This is a genomic window from Micromonospora sp. CNZ299 (genome assembly GCF_002754415.1).
The window spans coordinates 4682862-4700364 of sequence record NZ_PEFG01000001.1 but is presented as its reverse complement, the minus strand read 5'-3'; the positions used below and the strand labels follow the sequence as shown (position 1 = coordinate 4700364).

Genomic DNA, 17503 nt, shown 5'->3' with positions numbered 1-17503 from the left:
CCCATCGTACGTGCGGATCGGCCGCCCGCCACCCGCCGGGTGGTGATGGTCTGGCCCGGAGGGTGAAGTCTTGACCAACCCGGGATGATCCGTCAACAACCCGAACGACCGGTTGGTCAGCCGCGCTTGGCCTTGATCAGCGCGATCCGCTGAGACGTGGTGTCGAGTTGGCGTTGCACTCCCTCGGCGCGCTGCTGCAACGACTCGGCCGTCTCCCGTAGCGCCTCGGCCTCGGCGGCCCGCCGCTGCAACGCCACGGCGGCGCGGCGCAGCCCAGGCAGGCGGGTCAGCACCGGGCGCACGGCCAACGCGAGCGCCACGAGGGGAAGCAGCACCACCACGAGCACGATCCAGATCAGCACGGCGGTCAGCCTACTGGGTGCGCCCGGCCACCGCTGGGTCGCCCGACGGGGCGATCGCCGGGTCGGCCTCGGGCTGCCGGGGCTCGGCGGTCGGGGTGGGCACGGCGTACGCGTCCAGAGCGGCGGCCGCCGTTGCCCGCACCTGCTCGGCCAGCTCGACCGGGGCGACCACTGTGGCGTCCGGGCCGAGGCCCAGCACGAACCGGCGAGCCCACCCCAGGTCGGTGACCCGCAGCGACACCAGCCACTGGTCGCCGTCGCCGGCCTCGACGCGCTCACACGGGTAGTACTCGGTGATCCACCGCTCGCTGCGGCCGATGCGCAGCGTGATCAGCGGCAGGTCGGGCGAGGGGCGGAAGACCCCCTCGGTGAGGTCGTGCGGAACGGCCTGCGGTGGCACGGTGGCCGGCTCGGCCAGCTCGGTGATCGCGTCGATCCGGTCGGCCCGGAACAGGCGGACCGCCTCCGCGCGCCGACACCACGCTTCCACGTACGCCCGGCCGCCGACCATCAACATCCGCAGCGGGTCGATGACGCGGTCGGTGGTCTCGTCCCGGGCAGCGGTGTAGTAGGTGATCCGCAGTGCCCTGCCGCCCTCGACGGCGGCGCGCAGCGCCTCGACCCGCCGGGTGTCGCCGGGCAGTCGGACCGCCACCGGCGCGCCCACCAGGTCCCCCGCGTCCTCGATCTTCGCCAGGGCCCGTTCGACGGCCTCCCGGTTGGCCACCCCGGGCGTCTCGGCGAGCATCCGCAACGCCACGACCAGCGCGAGGGCCTCATCGGGCGTGAGCCGCAGCGGCCGGTCGATGCCGGCGTCGTAGGTGATGGTCACCCGATCGCCGTCGAACGCCATGTCGATCAGGTCACCCGGGCCGTAACCGGGCAGCCCGCACACCCAGAGCAGCTCCAGGTCCTCCCGGAGCTGCCGCTCGGTGACGCCGAGGTCACCGGCCGCCTCGGCGATCTCGATGCCCGGCCGGGCCAGCAGGTAGGGCACCAGGTTGAGCAGGCGGGCCAGCCGGTCGGCGGACGCGCGGGAGCCGCCCCGGGCGGCCGGGCGGGTCACCGGGCACCCCCGCTGGCGGCCAGCTCGTCGTGTCGGACGGCGATCTCCTTCAGTCGTTGGATGACGGCCTCGCGGACCTCCGGCGGGTCGAGCACCCGCACGTCCGGGCCGTAGCCGACGAGGTGGCCGGCCAGCCCGTCCGGGTCCGCGTACGGCAGGACGAGCCGGTCACCATCCGGCCCGGCGGTCACCTCCACCGCCCAGCGGCGCAGCCCGGCGGCACGGCCCGCGGCCGCCAGCACGGTGGCCCGGCCGGTGCGCTCCACCGGACCCGACCAACGGGCCACGTGGCTGATCAGGTCGACGTTGGCCGGCGGCTCGTACGCGCCGGGCGCGCCGGTCACCCGGACCGTGCCGACGACGCGGGACAGCCGGAAGCAGCGGGTCGCCGCCCGGTCCAGGTCGTGGCCGACCACATACCACCGACCGCGCCAGCAGACCACGCCCCACGGTTGCAGCCGACGCCGGCTGGGCGCGTCCCGGTCGGGCACCCGGTAGTCGAACCCGACCTCGCGGCGGTCCCGGGCGGCGGCGGTCAGCGGCGCGAACGCCGGGTCGACAGTGACCATCGGCTCCAGGCCGAGAGTGGCCTGCGGGTCCACGTCCACGCCGGCGGCACGCAGCTTGGCCAGCCCGGACGACGCGGCGGCGGCCAGCCCGGCGTGCTGCCAGAGCCGTGCGGCGATGCCGACAGCGGCGGCCTCGTCCGGCTCCAGGAGGATGTCGGGCAGCGCGTATTCGCGGTGGGCGATCCGGTAGCCGGGCTCGGCGTCGAAGGCGCTCGCCGTGCCGGTCTCCAGTGGCACACCCAGCTCACGCAGCTCGGCCTTGTCGCGCTCGAACTTGCGCTGGAACGCTTCGTGGTCGCGCGCGTCATCGGGATCATGCTCGTAGCCGGGCACGGTCGCGGCGATCTGCACGGCGGTCAGGAACCGTCGCGTGGACAGCAGGCAGATCACCAGGTTGACCAGGCGTTCGGTGCGGGTCCGCGACACGCGGTAGACGCTAGCAGTCGACACGCCCACGACGTGCACCCGCGCGGGCGTGCCGCACACTTGTTCGGATCGGGCCTCCCCCGGCGCGTTGCCGTCTCCGGTCATAGGGTGAGGCTCATGTCGCAAGCGGACGCCAGGCCCGAGAGCGAGAGCGTCGGCACGGTGATCGTCGCGGGTGTCGCCAACCTCGCCATCGCGATCGCCAAGCTGATCGCCGGGGTGATCTCCGGCTCGGCCGCCATGCTGTCCGAGGCGGCGCACTCGGTCGCGGACACCACCACCGAGGTGCTCCTCTACCAGGCGCTGCGCCGCGGTGCCCGGCCGGCGGACCAGCGGCGCCCCTTCGGGTACGGCAAGGAAAGCTACGTCTGGGCGTTCTTCGCGGCGATGTTCACCTTCGTCGCCGGCGCCGGGTTCGCCGTCACCCACGGCGTCACCACGATCCTGGTGCACGAGCACAGCGGCGACTACCTGGTCTCGTACATCGTCCTGGCGGTGTCGTTCGTCATCGAGTCGATCTCCCTGGCCCGGGCCGTGCGGCAGGTCCGCAGCGAGTCCCGGCGCTGGCAGACCACTCCACGACGCTTCCTGCGACTGACCGCCGACACCACCGTCAAGGCGGTCTTCCTGGAGGACAGCGCGGCCCTGACCGGTCTGCTGCTGGCCGGTGCCGGCGTCGGCCTGTCCCACGCCACCGGCGACGAGGTGTGGGACGGCGTCGCGTCGATCCTGATCGGGCTCCTGCTGCTGACTGTCGCCGGGATCCTCGCCGCCAACAACCTGTCGCTGCTGGTCGGTCGGGCCGTCCCGGAGCGGCTGCGTCACGAGATCGAGCAGGAGTTGACCGGGCTACCCGAGGTGGAGCGGATCGACACCCTGATGACCATGCAGCTCGGCCCGGACGACATCCTGGTCGCCGCCAAGGTCGACTTCAGCGACGAGGCCACCGGCGCGGCCGTCGAGGCCGCCGCCGACGAGGCCGAACGGCGGCTCACCGGGCTGTACCCGGAGATTCGTTACGTGTTCCTCGACCCCACCCGCTCGTTGCCCGGCGCCACCGGCCGGGCCCGGCACACCCAGGCCGCGCCGGACCCGCGGGCCGACAACGGACCCGACCGCCCCTGAACGAGCCGCACGGCAGCACCCGGGCGCGGGCCGCCGGGCCCGCGCGGCTAGCGTGCCCGTCATGGTGCGATGGCGTACGGGGACGGTGGCGACGCTGCGACGGCAGTGGACCGGGGCGGTGGAGCTGGACGTCGACCTGCCCGACGGCACGCGCATGCGGGCGCTGGCCTACCCCGAGTTGGTCGGCACGCCGGAGCCCGGCGACCGGGTGCTGCTCAACGCCGGTGCGCTGCTGATGCGGTTGGGCACCGGCGGATACGCCCTGGTGGTGGCCCTGCCGGACCGGCTGCCGCCGGACCCGCCGGAGGTCGGCGACACCCGCGACGCCGGTCACCTGGTCAAGGCCCGCTACACGCCGTTGCAGCCGATCCTGCTCGGCGTGGACGAGGAGGCGTCCCCGCACCGCGACGTGCTGGCCGACGCGGACGACCTGGGCGGCCTGCCGGTGGTCACCGCCGACCTGCACTCGGCGCTGCCGGCGATCCTGGCCGGCATCCGGGCCGACTCGCCGCAGGCGCGGGTGGCGTACCTGCTCACCGATGGTGGGGCGCTGCCGGCGTGGTTCTCCCGCACCCTCGCCGGGCTGCGGACCGAACTGGCCGGCACGATCACCGTCGGGCAGGCCTTCGGCGGTGACCTGGAGGCCACCACCCTGCACGGCGGCCTGCTCGCCGCCCGGTACGTGCTGGGCGCCGACGTGGCCATCGTGGCCCAGGGGCCCGGCAATCTGGGCACCGGCACCCGCTGGGGGTTCTCCGGCGTCGCCGTCGGTGAGGCGGTCAACGCGATCGCCACGCTGGGCGGCCGGCCGGTCGGCTCGTTGCGCATCTCCGACGCCGACGCCCGCCCCCGACACCGGGGCGTGTCGCACCACAGCCTCACCGCGTACGGCCGGGTGGCTCTCGCCCCTGCGGAGCTGGTGGTGCCCGACGACCTGGCCCCGGCGCTGCTCGCGGAGGTGAACGCGTCGCTGGCCCCCTTGGCGGCCCGGCACCGGATCGTCCGGGTGCCCACCACCGGTCTCGACGCCGCGTTGCGGGCCAGCGCCGTGCCGCTGTCCACCATGGGCCGCGGCCTCGACGCCGATCACGCGTACTTCGTGGCCGCCGCTGCCGCCGGCCGGCACGCCGTCACCCTGCTGCCCTGACGAGCCTCGGGCGACGCGAGGACGTCCTCAGGCGAGGAAGATCAGCGCGAGCCAGCCGCCCACGATGAGTACCAGCGCCAGGGCCAGCACCCACGTCGGGACGGTGTATTCACCGCGCCGGTTCCGGTCGACCTCGGCGCGGATCTTCTCGCGTCGGCGTTCGACCCAGTTCTGCCGCTCGGTGCCGCGCTCGGAGCGGTCGGAAGGTCCAGAAGTCGTCATGGCGGACCCAGCTTAGCGGGCCCCCGCGCCGACAGCGTCGCGGAGCCCGCCCGGTCTGGCGACCCCGCCGGCGCACACCACCGCCGGGGTCGGCACACCGGTCACATGCTGGCGATCAGCCGCTCCACCCGCTCGTCGTACGCCCGGAACGGGTCCTTGCAGAGCACGGTGCGCTGCGCCTGGTCGTTGAGCTTCAGGTGCACCCAGTCGACGGTGAAGTCGCGCCGCTTCTCCTGGGCGTGCCGGATGAACTCGCCGCGCAGCCGGGCCCGCGTGGTCTGCGGCGGGGTTTCCTTCGCCTCGAAGATCTCCGGGTCGGTGGTCACCCGGTCGACCTCGCCGCGGCGCTCCAGGAGCCCGTAGAGGCCACGACCGCGACGCACGTCGTGGTAGGCCAGGTCCATCTGCGCCACGCGGGGGTGCGACAGGGGCAGGTCGTGCTTGCGCTGGTAGCGCTCGATCAGCCGCAGTTTGCTGACCCAGTCGATCTCCCGGGAGACCGGCTCCAGGTCGCCGGTCTCCACCGCGTTGAGCACCCGGCCCCACAGCTCGACGACCCGCTTGGCGGCCTGGTCGCCGCCGCGCCGCTCGACGAACTCGGTGGCCTTGGCCAGGTATTCCTGCTGGATGTCCAGCGCGCTGACCTCCTTGCCGTTGGCCAGCCGCACCTTGCGCCGGCCGGTGATGTCGTGCGACACCTCCCGGATCGCCCGGATCGGGTTCTCCAGGGACAGGTCGCGCATCACCACCCCGGCCTCGATCATCCGCAGCACGATGTCGGCGGTGCCGACCTTGAGCAGCGTGGTGACCTCGTTCATGTTGGAGTCACCGACGATCACGTGCAGCCGCCGGTAGCGCTCGGCGTCGGCGTGCGGCTCGTCGCGGGTGTTGATGATCGGACGGCTGCGGGTGGTCGCCGAGGAGACGCCCTCCCAGATGTGCTCGGCCCGCTGCGACAGGCAGTAGACCGCGCCGCGCGGAGTTTGCAGAACCTTGCCGGCCCCGCAGATCAACTGCCGGGTGACCAGGAACGGGATGAGTACGTCGGCGAGCCGGCCGAACTCACCGTGCCGGGAGACCAGGTAGTTCTCGTGGCAGCCGTACGAGTTGCCGGCCGAGTCGGTGTTGTTCTTGAACAGGTAGATCTCACCCGCGATGCCCTCGTCGTGCAGTCGCTTCTCCGCGTCGACCAGCAGGCCCTCCAGGATCCGCTCGCCAGCCCGGTCGTGGGCGACAAGATCGGTCACCGAGTCGCACTCCGGAGTCGCGTACTCCGGATGCGACCCGACGTCCAGGTAGAGCCGGGCCCCATTACGCAGGAAGACGTTGCTCGACCGACCCCAGGACACCACGCGGCGGAACAGATACCGCGCGACCTCGTCCGGGGACAGCCGCCGCTGCCCGCGATAGGTGCAGGTGACGCCGTACTCGGTCTCGAGGCCGAAGATTCGCCGCTCCATGGTGTGACATTAGCCGCCCGGAGGCCCCGTTCGTCACTGTCACACCACAGGTCGTGCACCAGGGGCGGTCACATACCGGTTGAGTACGACATTCCGGCCGGCCTGAGGCTCGCCACGAACCGCCGGCAGCTGTCGTATTCCGGCAGCAGACCGCGCTCGCGGGCCTGGGCGAGGGTCGGCGCCGCGTCGTCGCGGGTGGACAGCAGCGGGACATCGGCGGGCCACTCGATGCCCAACTCCTCGTCCAGCGGGTGCACCGCATGCTCGCCAATCGGGTTGTAGGTGGCCGAGCACAGGTAGTTCAGCGTCGCGTCGTCGGTCAGCGCGCAGAACCCGTGCCCCAGCCCTTCGCCGAGATAGACCGCCCGACGGTCGCTGTCGTCCAGCCGGACACCCTCCCGGCGACCGAATGTCGGCGAACCCACCCGCAGGTCCACGATCACGTCGAGGACCGCGCCGCGCACGCAGGTGACGTACTTGGCCTGCCCGGGCGGCACGTCGGCGAAGTGGATACCGCGCACCACGCCACGAGCGGAGACCGACAGGTTGGCCTGGGCCAGCCGCATCGGGTGCCCCACCGCCTCGGCGAGCATGTCGAAGCGGTACCACTCCATGAACATGCCGCGCGGATCGCCGTGCTGCTGCGGCGTGATCTCCCAGGCACCCTCGATGCTCAACTCCCGGATCTTCACCACGCCACCCCGTTGCCGTTCTTCTCGGCGAGCAGACCGAGCAGGTAGTCGCCGTAGCCGCTCTTGGTCAGCGGTGCGGCCAACGCCCGCAGCTGACCGTCGTCAAGCAGGCCGGCCCGCCAGGCGACCTCCTCGACGCAGCCGATCTTCAGGCCCTGCCGCTCCTCGACCACGCGGACGAAATCGGCGGCCTGCATCATCGACGTGAACGTGCCGGTGTCCAGCCAGGCGGTGCCCCGATCCAGCACGGTCACCGACAGTTCCCCGGTCTCCCGGTACGCCTCGTTGACCGCCGTGATCTCGAGCTCGCCGCGGGCGCTGGGAATGAGCTTGCGGGCGATGTCGACCACCCGGTTGTCGTAGAAGTACAGGCCGGGCACCGCATAGCGGGACTTCGGCCGGGCCGGCTTCTCCTCGATCGAGAGCACCCGGCCGTCAACGTCGAAGTCGACCACGCCGTACTCCTGCGGGTTGGCCACCTGGTAGGCGAAGACCCGCCCGCCGACCAGGTCACTGTGCTCGGCGAGCTGCCGGCCCAGACCGACGCCGTGGAAGATGTTGTCGCCGAGGACCAGCGCCACCGACTCGTCGCCGATGAAATCCGCACCGAGGATGAAGGCCTGCGCGATGCCCCCCGGGCGCTCCTGGCTGACGTACTCCAGTCGCAGCCCGAACTGGCTGCCGTCGCCGAGCAGGCGGCGGAACTGGTCCTGGTCGTCCGGAGTCGTGATCACCAAGATCTCCCGCACCCCGGACATCACCAGGGTGGAGAGAGGGTAGTAGATCATCGGCTTGTCGAAGACCGGCATCAGCTGCTTGGAGACTGCCCGGGTGATCGGCCAGAGCCGTGACCCGGTGCCGCCAGCAAGGAGGATTCCACGCACCGGGGAAACGTATCGGCACGGATACGGAGCGGGCGGGAGGTTCACGTCCCACGTCCTGCGCCAATCTTCGCGTACGTTCTCGATCCGTGAGGATCCTCGTCACCGGCGGAGCCGGATTCATCGGGTCGGAATACGTTCGCCTGCTGCTGGGCAAGCCCTTCGGCAGTGCCGACGGCGTGCCGCCTCTTGAGCCGACGGTCGTGACGGTGCTCGACAAGCTGACCTACTCGGGCAACCTGGCCAACCTCGATCTCGTCCGCGGCGATCCACGGCTGCGCTTCGTGCAGGGCGACATCTGCGACCCGGCCACTGTCGACGAGGTGGTCGCCGGGCATGACGTGATCGTGCACTTCGCCGCCGAGTCGCACGTCGACCGGTCGATCGCCTGCGCCGCACCGTTCGTCACCACCAACGTGCTCGGCACCCAGACCCTGCTCGACGCCGCGCTGCGGCACGGCACCGGTCGCTTCGTGCACGTCTCCACCGACGAGGTCTACGGCTCGATCGACGACGGCTCCTGGACCGAAACCTGGCCCCTGGCACCAAACTCCCCGTACTCGGCGTCCAAGGCCGGCTCGGACCTGCTCGCCCTGGCCTACCACCGCACCCACGGCATGGACGTCGTCGTGACCCGCTGCTCCAACAACTACGGGCCGTACCAGTTCCCGGAGAAGGTCATCCCCCTGTTCGTCAGCAACCTGCTCGACGGCGGCACCGTGCCCCTCTACGGCGACGGCGGCAACATCCGCGACTGGCTGCACGTGCACGACCACTGCCGCGGCATCGCCATGGTCCAGCAGAAGGGCCGCGCCGGCGAGGTCTACAACATTGGCGGCGGCACCGAGCTGACCAACAAGGAACTCACCGGCCTCCTCCTCGAAGCCTGCGGCGCCGGCTGGGACCGGGTCGTCCCGGTCACCGACCGCAAGGGTCACGACCGCCGCTACTCCCTCGACATCACCAAGATCAGCGTAGAGCTCGGCTACACCCCCAGCATCACCCTCGACCGCGGCCTCGCCGACACCGTGCGCTGGTACCAGAACAACCGCACCTGGTGGGAACCCCTCAAGACCACCCCGACCGCATGACTCGGCTACTCGTCACCGGCGCCGGCGGGATGCTCGGCCGGGACCTGGTCACCGTGCTGCACACCCGGGCCGACCTCAAGGTGACTGCCGCCACCCGCGCCGAACTGGACGTCACCGACCCCATCGCCGTCCGCGGCGCGGTTGCCGACCACGACATCGTGATCAACGCGGCGGCGTGGACCAACGTCGACGGCGCCGAGGCTGACGAGGCGGCAGCCACCGCCGTCAACGGCACGGGCGTGGCGAACCTCGCGGCGGCGTGTGTCGCCACGGGTGCACGACTCATCCAGGTCTCCACCGACTACGTCCTCGCCGGTGACGCGCAAACCCCCTACCCCGAGGACGCGCCCACCGCACCGGTCAACGCGTACGGCCGCGGCAAGCTGGTCGGCGAGCAGGCCATCACCCGGCTGCTACCCGACACCGGGTACGTGGTCCGCACGGCCTGGCTGTACGGCGCGCACGGGTCGAACTTCGTCTCCACCATGCTTCGGCTGGCCAACCAGCGGGAACACCTCGATGTGGTCGACGACCAGCACGGCCAGCCCACCTGGTCCCACACTCTCGCCGAGCGGCTGGTCGCGCTCGCCGACGCCGCACTGGACGGTCAGGCGGCTCCCGGCGTCTACCACGGCACGTGCTCCGGCCAGACCACCTGGTACGGGCTGGCCCGCGCCGCGTTCATGCTGGCCGGCCTGGACCCGGACCGCATCCGGCCCACCACCAGCGACCGGTATCCGCGTCCCGCCCCCCGGCCTGCGTACAGCGTGCTGGGGCACAGCCGCTGGGCAACCGCGGGTCTGCCGCCGCTTCCGGATTGGCACGGCGCCCTGGTTGACGCGTTCGACTCCCCCGATCCACCCACCCCGTGGAAGGTCGCACGAAGCTCACCCTCGTCACCGGCCTGATCGGTCTGCTGCTGCTCGCCACCATCGTCGAGTTGCACACCAGCGCCGGGAACCGCGAAGGCGGTCCCCGGCGCTGTGCGTCACACGATCAGAGGTCCGCCTGACCCGGCCGATCCTCCAGGTCCGCGGAGCCCGCGGAGCTGGTCGGCTTACCGGCCTCACCGGTCGGCACGATCGGCGTGTCCCGCTCGTCGCTGGTCGGCGCCGCCGCCTCACCGTTCAACAGCGCCGTCAGCGGTGCACCGGTGATCCGGCGGAACGTCCGGCCGACCCGCTGACGGTCCAGCACCGCAACCTCGAGCTGGTTGGCGGCGATCGTCCGGGCAGCGCCGCCCTCCCCACCAACAGTGCTCAGTGCCTGAACCGCGACCTTCACCGCCTCAGAGAGCGACATGTCCGCCCGGTGGTTGGACTTCAGCACGCCGGTGATCGCCTCGGCCTGGCCACCCATGGCCATCCGCCCCGGCTCGTCATTGACCGAGCCGTCGTACGTCAACCGGTACAGCTCGTCGTCGTCCGGAGTGGCACCGACCTCAGCCACGCAGATCTCCACCTCGAACGGCTTCGACTGCTCGGTGAAGATCGCGCCGAGCGTCTGCGCGAACGCGTTGGCCAGTGCCCGGCCCGTGACGTCACGGCGGTCGTAGCTGAGCCCGTTCAGGTCGGCCATGCGCACCCCGGCCCGGCGCAGATTCTCGAACTCGTTGTACCGGCCGACCGCGGCGAAGCCGATCCGGTCGTAGATCTCGCTGACCTTGTGCAGGGCGCTGGAGAGGTTCTCCGCGACGAAGAGCACCCCGCCGGAGTAGCTGAGGACCACCGCGCTGCGACCCCGAGCGATGCCCTTGCGGGCCAACTCGGAGCGGTCGCGCATGATCTGTTCGGGCGAGGCGTAGAACTGCATGGCCACGGCGGCGGTTCTCCTTACGGCGCTGTGCTGACGACTGCTGGCAGGTGGGGGTGGGCGAGGCTCAACCGCCCGGGTTCTCCATCCGGCCGGCGACCACGCCCTCGGCGATCGTTGCCGTCTCGGCGTCAGTGAGCCGGTGAGTGCCCTCGGCGGTAGCGGTCATCACCACCGGATAGATCCGGCGGGTCAGATCCGGTCCGCCGGTCGCGGTGTCGTCGTCGGCCGCGTCGTAGAGCGCCTCGACCGCGAGCCGGGTCGCGTCATCGACCGACAAACCAGCCCGGAAGCGCTTCTTCAGCGCCGACTTCGCGAAGAGCGAGCCGGAGCCGATCGCGTCGTAGCCGGTCTCCTCGTACGGGCCACCGGTCACGTCGAAGCTGAAGATCCGACCGGCTCTCGCCGGGTCGGAGGCCGCCAGGTCGAAGCCGGCGAAGAGCGGCACCACGGCGAGCCCCTGCATGGCCGCGCCCAGGTTGCCCCGGATCATCGAGGCCAACCGGTTGGCCTTGCCGTCGAGCGAGAGCATCGCGCCCTCGATCTTCTCGTAGTGCTCCAACTCCACCTGGAACAGTCGCATCAGCTCGATCCCGATGCCTGCGGTGCCCGCGATGCCGACCAGCGAGTACGCGTCGGCGGGGTGCACCTTCTCGATGTCACGCTGGGCGATCAGGTTGCCCATGGTCGCCCGTCGGTCGCCGGCCATCACCACGCCCTCCGCAGCCGCGATGGCCACGATGGTCGTCGCGTGTGGTGCCAGGTCGGCGGCCATGCCCGGCGGCAGCGGTCGCCGGCCGGGCAGCATCTCGGGGGCCACCCGGCTCAGAAACGTGGTGAAGGAGGACGTCCCCGCGTTGGTGAACACATCTGGTAGACGCCCGGATGGATCAAAGCCCGCTGCCACGTGGTTCCTCTCAGGTACGTGATCGCCCTGGCCAGCCTCATGGGACTGTCACGGAACTGGCCAAGACCACCGTTGCAGTTGAAGCAGAGTATCCCGCGCACCCATCCGGTGCGATGATCGTGGTCCAGATGTTGTGGGTCGGCAGCGCCACAGATCGCGCAGACCCCGCCCTGCTCGGCCAGGAGCTCCTGAAACTCCTTCTCCCCCACGCCGTACCGCCGCCGCAGGTGGTACTCGCGGTTACCCCCGTACAGCCGCTCTTTGGTCTCTCTGGTCCTGGCGTTGTGGCAGGGCTTGCAGTAGGTGGCATAACCGGAGTTGTCCGCCCGGTTACGGGGGAAGGCATCGAACGGCTTGACCGCATCGCAGGCCGAACAGAACTTGTGGCCCTCGGGCACGACGCGACCTTCGCGCACCTCACGGTCGAACTTTGCCTTCACCCGACGCGCATAGCTTGCCTTTGACCGCTCGTTGAAGCAGGGCTTGCAGTAACTTCCCCGCCCATCCGACCTCTTGGAGCTCACACAGAACTGATCGAGCGCCTTCCATTCGCTGCAATCTCGGCAGCGACGAAGCCCGTCTCGATCATCGCTCGCTCTAGGCATGCCCGAATTAACCCTATATGCTCACTGACCGCCTTTTTGTACGTAACCCCTCACGAACTCCTCTGCGTTCTCTTCGAGGACGGAGTCGATCTCGTCGAGGAGGTCGTCGACGTCCTCGGTGATCTCGGCGTGCCGCTCAGCCACCTCAGGGTTGGCCTCGGTGGTGACGTCCTCGATTTCCTCGCCCTGACGGGACTTGCCGGACTGCGACTGGCCGCCGCTGTCATGAGTGGCCACTGCTGCCTCCTCCACGATCGTCTGCGATGAACTTACCTCGCGCGGGCGACGAAAAGCCCGCCGCGCGCCGGCTTGCGGCACACGACGGGCATCCGGACGCGTGTTCAGCCCCCGGTCAACGTCTCCAGCAGGTCCTTGGCGCTAGCGCAGCGGTCGAACAAGGCGCCGACGTGCGCGCGAGTCCCCCGCTCCGGCTCCATCATCGGGACCCTGACCAGCGACTCCCGGCCCACGTCGAAGATCACCGAGTCCCAGCTCGCGGCGACCACCTCGGAGGCGTACTGGGCCAGGCAGCGGCCACGGAAGTAGGCCCGGGTGTCCTCCGGCGGCTCCGTCATCGCGGAGCGGGTCTCGTCGTCGGTGAGCAGCGTCTTCATCGCCCCCCGGCTGACCAGGCGGTGGTAGAGCCCCTTCTCCGGCCGGACGTCGGAGTATTGAAGGTCAACCAGCTGGAGCTTGTGTGAGCCCCAGGCGAGCTTCTCCCGCTCCCGGTAACCCTCCAGCAGCCGCAGCTTGGCCACCCAGTCCAACTCGTCGGCGCAGAGCATCGGATCCCGGCCCAGCCGGTCCAAGACGCTCTCCCAGCGGTCGAGTACGTCGACGGTCTGCTCGTCGGCATCGGTGCCGTACCGGTCGTCGACAAAGGACCGGACCCGCTCCAGGTAGGCCCATTGCAGGTCCAGGGCGGTGAGCCGGCGGCCGTCGCGCAGCCGCATGCGGTGCGTCAGGGTGGGGTCGTGGCTGACGGCGCGCAGCTCGCTGACCGGGTCGGCGATGCCGAGATCGGCCCCGAGCGCCTTCTCCTCGATCATGGTGAGGATCAGCGCGGTGGTGCCGACCTTGAGGTAGGTGGAGATCTCGGAGAGGTTGGCGTCGCCGATGATGACGTGCAGCCGGCGGTATTTGTCGGCGTCGGCGTGCGGCTCGTCGCGGGTGTTGATGATCGGCCGCTTGAGCGTCGTCTCCAGGCCTACCTCGACCTCGAAGAAGTCAGCGCGCTGGGAGATCTGGAAGCCGTTCTGCCCACCGTCCTGGCCGATGCCGACCCGGCCGGCGCCGCAGACGATCTGGCGGGTGACGAAGAACGGCGTCAGGTAAGCCACGATGTCGGCGAACGGGGTCTGCCGACGCATCAGGTAGTTCTCGTGGGCGCCGTAGCTGGCGCCCTTGTTGTCGGTGTTGTTCTTGTAGAGGTGGATCGGCTGGCTGCCCGGGATCGTGGCGGCCCGGCGGGACGCCTCGGCCATCACCCGCTCGCCGGCCTTGTCCCAGCGCACCACGTCGCGAGGGGTGGTGACCTCCGGGGTGGAGTATTCGGGGTGGGCGTGGTCGACGTAGAGCCGTGCACCATTGGTGAGTATCACGTTGGCGAGGCCAAGGTCCTCGTCGGCCAACGCCTCAGCCGGGTCGTAGGCGGCTCCGGAGTAGGTGAAGCCGCGGGCGTCGCGCAGCGGCGACTCTTCCTCGTAGTCCCAGCGGGCTCGCCCGCCCCGGTTGAGTTCTGGACGTGCGCCATATGCATTGACCACCTGCGATGAGGTGACCATCGGGTTGGCTCCGGCCTGCCCGGGCACGGAGATGCCGTACTCGATTTCGGTGCCCATGATCCGACGTACCGTCATGCGACCACTCGCTTCGCTCGCCCACGGAGCCGGCGTGCCCGCCGCTCACACCATCGAGACTAGTCTGCGCGGTGGCCTACCGCCCGTCGCTGTCGGTCGGCGCGGCGTGACTACCGGGCTTTGGCGGGTTTGAGTGGCACCACGGTCAGGCCCGCCCGGAGGCACGGGTGCACCGTGCGGATCCGGTCGATGGGCGGCCGGGTCGGCCACGATGGGCCGGCTACGACGCAGGCTCTCCTCGGGCCGGGCGGGCTCGCCGACGACAGCGACGTAGCTGTGCCGGGCCGGACCACCGGGGAAAGCAGCGAAGCGGCGTCTCGCGGTGGGACGCACACAGCGGCGGCACCGGACGGGTCCGGTGCCGCCGCTGGCGGTCAGAGGTACTGGCCGGTGTTGCTGGCGGTCTCGATGGACCGACCGGCCTCGGCGCCCTTGCCGCCGGAGACGAGCGTGCGGATGTAGACGATCCGCTCGCCCTTCTTGCCGGAGATGCGGGCCCAGTCGTCGGGGTTGGTGGTGTTGGGGAGGTCCTCGTTCTCGCGGAACTCGTCGACGCAGGCGTCGAGCAGGTGCTGCAGGCGCAGCCCCTTGCGGCCGGACGTGAGGAACTCCTTGATGGCCATCTTCTTGCTCCGGTCGACGATGTTCTGGATCATCGCGCCGGAGTTGAAGTCCTTGAAGTAGAGGACTTCCTTGTCACCGTTGGCGTAGGTGACCTCGAGGAAGCGGTTCTCCTCGGTTTCGGAGTACATCCGCAGCACCACGGCGTCGATCATGGCCGCCACGGTGGCCTGGGCGTCGGCCCCGTGCTCGGCCAGGTCGTCCGGGTGCAGGGGCAGCCCGGAGAGGATGTACTTGGAGAAGATGTCCTTGGCCGCTTCGGCGTCCGGTCGCTCGATCTTGATTTTCACGTCGAGTCGACCGGGGCGCAGGATCGCCGGGTCGATCATGTCTTCCCGGTTGGAGGCGCCGATGACGATGACGTTCTCCAGGCCCTCCACGCCGTCGATCTCGCTGAGCAGCTGCGGGACGATGGTGTTCTCCACGTCGGAGGAGACACCGGAACCGCGGGTCCGGAAGATCGAGTCCATCTCGTCGAAGAACACGATCACCGGGGTGCCCTCGCCGGCCTTCTCCCGTGCCCGCTGGAAGATCAGCCGAATGTGCCGCTCGGTCTCGCCGACGTACTTGTTGAGCAGCTCAGGGCCCTTGATGTTGAGGAAGAAGCTGGTGTGCTTCTCCTTGCCCTGCCGTTCGGCGATCTTCTTGGCCAGCGAGTTGGCCACCGCCTTGGCGATGAGCGTCTTGCCACAGCCGGGCGGGCCGTAGAGCAGGATGCCCTTGGGCGGGCGGAGCTGGTGCTCACGGAACAGGTCCGCGTGCAGGAAGGGAAGCTCCACCGCGTCGCGGATCTGCTCGATCTGCGACTGAAGGCCACCGATGTCGCCGTAGTCGACGTCGGGCACCTCCTCCAGGACCAGCTCCTCGACCTCGCTCTTCGGGATCCGCTCGTACGCGTAGGCCGAGCGGGGCTCGATCATGAGCGAGTCGCCGGCCCGGATCGCCGAGCCGATGAGCGTCTCGGCGAGGTGCACGATGCGCTCCTCGTCCGAGTGGGAGACCACCAGCGCCCGGTCACCCGGCCCGCCACCTGGTCCCTCCAGGATCTCCTTGAGCATCACCACCTCACCGACCCGCTCGTAGCCGAACGCGTCGACGATGTTGAGCGCGTCGTTGAGCAGGACCTCCTGACCACGGCGCAGGTCACCCACCTCGAGCGAGGGTGAGACCGCGACCCGTAGCTTGCGGCCGCCGGTGAAGACGTCCACCGTGCCATCGTCGTGCTTGGCCAGGAAGACACCGTAGCCACTCGGCGGTTGCGCGAGGCGGTCGATCTCCTCCTTGAGCGTCACGATCTGCGTGCGAGCTTCCTTGAGGGTGCTCACCAGCCGGTCGTTGTTCTCGGTCAGCCGCGCCAACTGTGCCTGGGTGGCCGCCAGCCGCTCTTCGAGCTGCCGGACGTGTCGGGGGCTTTCGGTCAACTTGCGCCGCACCAGAGCGAGTTCCTCCTGAAGGAACGCGACCTGCGTGGAGAGATCGTGGGCTTCCTTCTCCCACCGTGCGGCGCGCGAGTCCGCGTCGTCGCTGCGTGCTGCCACGTCCCACCTCCCCGGGGGGCTTGAACGTTCTGCCCTAACACTAGCCGCTATGAGGCCGATTCGGTCCCACGCAACACCCTCGTCACCGAACCTTGATCGCCAAGGGTGGCCTGACGGGCCGTTACCGGCGTTCGGGTACCGTCGAAGCGTAGGACGGGAGAACATGGGGGGTGCACCGTGGCCGAGGTCGCGACCGATCAGCTGCAGGTCTGGGTGGACCAGGATCTCTGCACAGGCGACGGGCTCTGCGTGCAGTACGCGCCAGAGGTTTTCGAGTTCGACATCGACGGTCTCGCCTACGTCAAGGGCGCCGACGGTGAGCTGCGGATGGCGCCGGGCAGCCGCGTCGACGTGCCGGAGCACCTGCGACTCGAGGTGATCGACTCCGCGAAGGAATGCCCCGGCGACTGCATCCACGTGGTGCGCGGCGACGGTGTCGAGGTCGCCGGCCCGGACGCCGAGGACTGAGCGACCCACCGGCCGGGCCGGACGGCCCGGCCGGCCCCGAAAGGGGTACGCCTCAGAGCATCGGACGACCGACCACCGAGGCGACCAGCCGCGCAAACTCCTCCAGCCGGGCGATCTGACCCGCTCCGCCGTCGTCGAGGGTCTTGCCGAAGCGCAACGCGTCGTGCCGTGGCGTGCCGGCCATCTCCTCGGTCGGCGGCGCCTCGTCCAGTGAGGTCAGCAGCAGGTAGACGTCGATGCTGTCGACCCGGATCTCGCCGCTCTCGGCACGGTTGAGTCGCCGCCGACAGCCGACCTCGGTGACGGTCGAGACCGGCACCACCCGCAGCGACGAGGTCATCGAGCCCGGGGGGCCCTCCTCCGGAGGTACGTCCTCCCCGTGCCAGAGGATCAGGCGGCTGCCGTCGCAGACGACGACCTCCTGCCACACGCCGTTGACCTCGTTGACGAAGCGTTCCAGGGTGAAGCCGAGCACCGACGCCCCACGCAGCACGCCGCCGAGTGCCTCCAGGGCGACGTCCGGGTCGCGCAGGTAGGCCCGCGCCGCCGACTCCAGATCCTGGTACGGCGACCAGTCGGGAAAGACCGCGGGAAGGTCACCGCCGCCGTAGCCCGGTCGGCTCATGCCGGCGCCTCCCCCGGCTCGGCGGTG

Annotated in this window: 19 protein-coding genes; 5 read left to right on the top strand and 14 right to left on the bottom strand. The window is 70.2% G+C overall.

What is annotated here, in order from left to right:
• Positions 1–116 precede the first annotated feature (116 nt).
• Genes CLT68_RS21390 through CLT68_RS21380 form a run of 3 tightly spaced genes read right to left on the bottom strand, consistent with a single transcriptional unit; the run spans position 117 to position 2423 of the window.
• A complete protein-coding gene (locus CLT68_RS21390; protein ID WP_099853380.1) occupies positions 117–362 on the bottom strand; it encodes a hypothetical protein in 246 nt (81 codons plus the stop codon).
• Between the two features lie 10 nt (positions 363–372).
• Complete coding sequence (locus CLT68_RS21385) at positions 373–1428, bottom strand: helix-turn-helix transcriptional regulator (RefSeq protein ID WP_099853378.1); 1056 nt, start codon at positions 1426–1428, stop codon at positions 373–375.
• On the bottom strand, positions 1425–2423 hold the full coding sequence (locus CLT68_RS21380; protein ID WP_099853376.1) for a WYL domain-containing protein: 999 nt from the start codon (positions 2421–2423) through the stop codon (positions 1425–1427). Before CLT68_RS21380 ends, CLT68_RS21385 begins: the two co-directional genes overlap by 4 nt.
• 117 nt (positions 2424–2540) lie before the next feature.
• Here CLT68_RS21380 and CLT68_RS21375 point away from each other — a divergent pair, with 117 nt between their 5' ends.
• On the top strand, positions 2541–3548 hold the full coding sequence (locus tag CLT68_RS21375) for a cation diffusion facilitator family transporter (RefSeq protein WP_099853373.1): 1008 nt from the start codon (positions 2541–2543) through the stop codon (positions 3546–3548).
• A 61-nt stretch (positions 3549–3609) separates the two neighbouring features.
• Positions 3610–4695 carry a DUF3866 family protein gene (locus CLT68_RS21370; protein ID WP_099853370.1) on the top strand — a complete coding sequence of 362 codons (1086 nt, stop codon included), beginning with the start codon at positions 3610–3612 and terminating at the stop codon, positions 4693–4695.
• A gap of 27 nt (positions 4696–4722) precedes the next feature.
• Here CLT68_RS21370 and CLT68_RS21365 read toward each other — a convergent pair whose 3' ends face one another.
• The 4 genes from CLT68_RS21365 to rfbA form a co-directional block, all read right to left on the bottom strand.
• Positions 4723–4917 (bottom strand): hypothetical protein, encoded by a 195-nt coding sequence (locus CLT68_RS21365; RefSeq protein WP_088948118.1) that lies wholly within the window; start codon positions 4915–4917, stop codon positions 4723–4725.
• A gap of 101 nt (positions 4918–5018) precedes the next feature.
• Entirely contained in the window at positions 5019–6377 is a 1359-nt protein-coding gene (gene pafA, locus CLT68_RS21360; RefSeq protein WP_088948117.1) for a Pup--protein ligase, read from the bottom strand.
• A 68-nt stretch (positions 6378–6445) separates the two neighbouring features.
• Positions 6446–7069, bottom strand: coding sequence for a dTDP-4-dehydrorhamnose 3,5-epimerase family protein (locus CLT68_RS21355; protein WP_099857434.1), 624 nt, complete (start codon positions 7067–7069; stop codon positions 6446–6448).
• A complete protein-coding gene (gene rfbA, locus CLT68_RS21350) occupies positions 7066–7953 on the bottom strand; it encodes a glucose-1-phosphate thymidylyltransferase RfbA (protein ID WP_099853369.1) in 888 nt (295 codons plus the stop codon). The genes CLT68_RS21355 and rfbA overlap by 4 nt, the downstream gene beginning before the upstream one ends.
• Positions 7954–8039: 86 nt before the next feature.
• Here rfbA and rfbB point away from each other — a divergent pair, with 86 nt between their 5' ends.
• On the top strand, positions 8040–9041 hold the full coding sequence (gene rfbB, locus CLT68_RS21345; RefSeq protein WP_099853366.1) for a dTDP-glucose 4,6-dehydratase: 1002 nt from the start codon (positions 8040–8042) through the stop codon (positions 9039–9041).
• On the top strand, positions 9038–9949 hold the full coding sequence (rfbD, locus tag CLT68_RS21340) for a dTDP-4-dehydrorhamnose reductase (RefSeq protein WP_099853364.1): 912 nt from the start codon (positions 9038–9040) through the stop codon (positions 9947–9949). The genes rfbB and rfbD overlap by 4 nt, the downstream gene beginning before the upstream one ends.
• 88 nt (positions 9950–10037) lie before the next feature.
• On the opposite strand, the gene prcA is transcribed toward rfbD, so the two are convergent.
• The 6 genes from prcA to arc all read right to left on the bottom strand — a co-directional run bounded on the left by prcA (position 10038) and on the right by arc (position 16383).
• Positions 10038–10859, bottom strand: a complete 822-nt coding sequence (prcA, locus tag CLT68_RS21335) for a proteasome subunit alpha (protein WP_099853362.1) — start codon at positions 10857–10859, stop codon at positions 10038–10040.
• Between the two features lie 61 nt (positions 10860–10920).
• Positions 10921–11760 carry a proteasome subunit beta gene (gene prcB, locus CLT68_RS21330; protein WP_199177107.1) on the bottom strand — a complete coding sequence of 280 codons (840 nt, stop codon included), beginning with the start codon at positions 11758–11760 and terminating at the stop codon, positions 10921–10923.
• Entirely contained in the window at positions 11679–12200 is a 522-nt protein-coding gene (locus CLT68_RS21325; protein ID WP_328382853.1) for an endonuclease VII domain-containing protein, read from the bottom strand. Before CLT68_RS21325 ends, prcB begins: the two co-directional genes overlap by 82 nt.
• 186 nt (positions 12201–12386) lie before the next feature.
• Positions 12387–12602: a ubiquitin-like protein Pup gene (locus tag CLT68_RS21320; RefSeq protein WP_030332902.1), complete on the bottom strand. Its 216-nt coding sequence runs from the start codon at positions 12600–12602 to the stop codon at positions 12387–12389.
• A 104-nt stretch (positions 12603–12706) separates the two neighbouring features.
• Complete coding sequence (gene dop, locus CLT68_RS21315) at positions 12707–14224, bottom strand: depupylase/deamidase Dop (RefSeq protein WP_088948110.1); 1518 nt, start codon at positions 14222–14224, stop codon at positions 12707–12709.
• A gap of 374 nt (positions 14225–14598) precedes the next feature.
• Complete coding sequence (arc, locus tag CLT68_RS21310; RefSeq protein WP_099853355.1) at positions 14599–16383, bottom strand: proteasome ATPase; 1785 nt, start codon at positions 16381–16383, stop codon at positions 14599–14601.
• 177 nt (positions 16384–16560) lie between these two features.
• Here arc and CLT68_RS21305 point away from each other — a divergent pair, with 177 nt between their 5' ends.
• Positions 16561–16851 (top strand): ferredoxin, encoded by a 291-nt coding sequence (locus CLT68_RS21305; RefSeq protein ID WP_074309704.1) that lies wholly within the window; start codon positions 16561–16563, stop codon positions 16849–16851.
• A 52-nt stretch (positions 16852–16903) separates the two neighbouring features.
• On the opposite strand, the gene CLT68_RS21300 is transcribed toward CLT68_RS21305, so the two are convergent.
• Positions 16904–17476 (bottom strand): hypothetical protein, encoded by a 573-nt coding sequence (locus CLT68_RS21300; RefSeq protein WP_088948107.1) that lies wholly within the window; start codon positions 17474–17476, stop codon positions 16904–16906.
• Positions 17477–17503: the final 27 nt, after the last annotated feature.

Excerpts from the sequence above, each read along its gene's own strand:
- dop (WP_088948110.1), bottom strand. The coding sequence starts at position 14,224 with ATGACGGTACGTCGGATCATGGGCACCGAAATCGAGTACGGCATCTCC.
- CLT68_RS21370 (WP_099853370.1), top strand. The coding sequence starts at position 3,610 with ATGGTGCGATGGCGTACGGGGACGGTGGCGACGCTGCGACGGCAGTGG.
- pafA (WP_088948117.1), bottom strand. The coding sequence starts at position 6,377 with ATGGAGCGGCGAATCTTCGGCCTCGAGACCGAGTACGGCGTCACCTGC.
- rfbD (WP_099853364.1), top strand. The coding sequence starts at position 9,038 with ATGACTCGGCTACTCGTCACCGGCGCCGGCGGGATGCTCGGCCGGGAC.
- CLT68_RS21375 (WP_099853373.1), top strand. The coding sequence starts at position 2,541 with ATGTCGCAAGCGGACGCCAGGCCCGAGAGCGAGAGCGTCGGCACGGTG.
- CLT68_RS21300 (WP_088948107.1), bottom strand. The coding sequence starts at position 17,476 with ATGAGCCGACCGGGCTACGGCGGCGGTGACCTTCCCGCGGTCTTTCCC.
- CLT68_RS21365 (WP_088948118.1), bottom strand. The coding sequence starts at position 4,917 with ATGACGACTTCTGGACCTTCCGACCGCTCCGAGCGCGGCACCGAGCGG.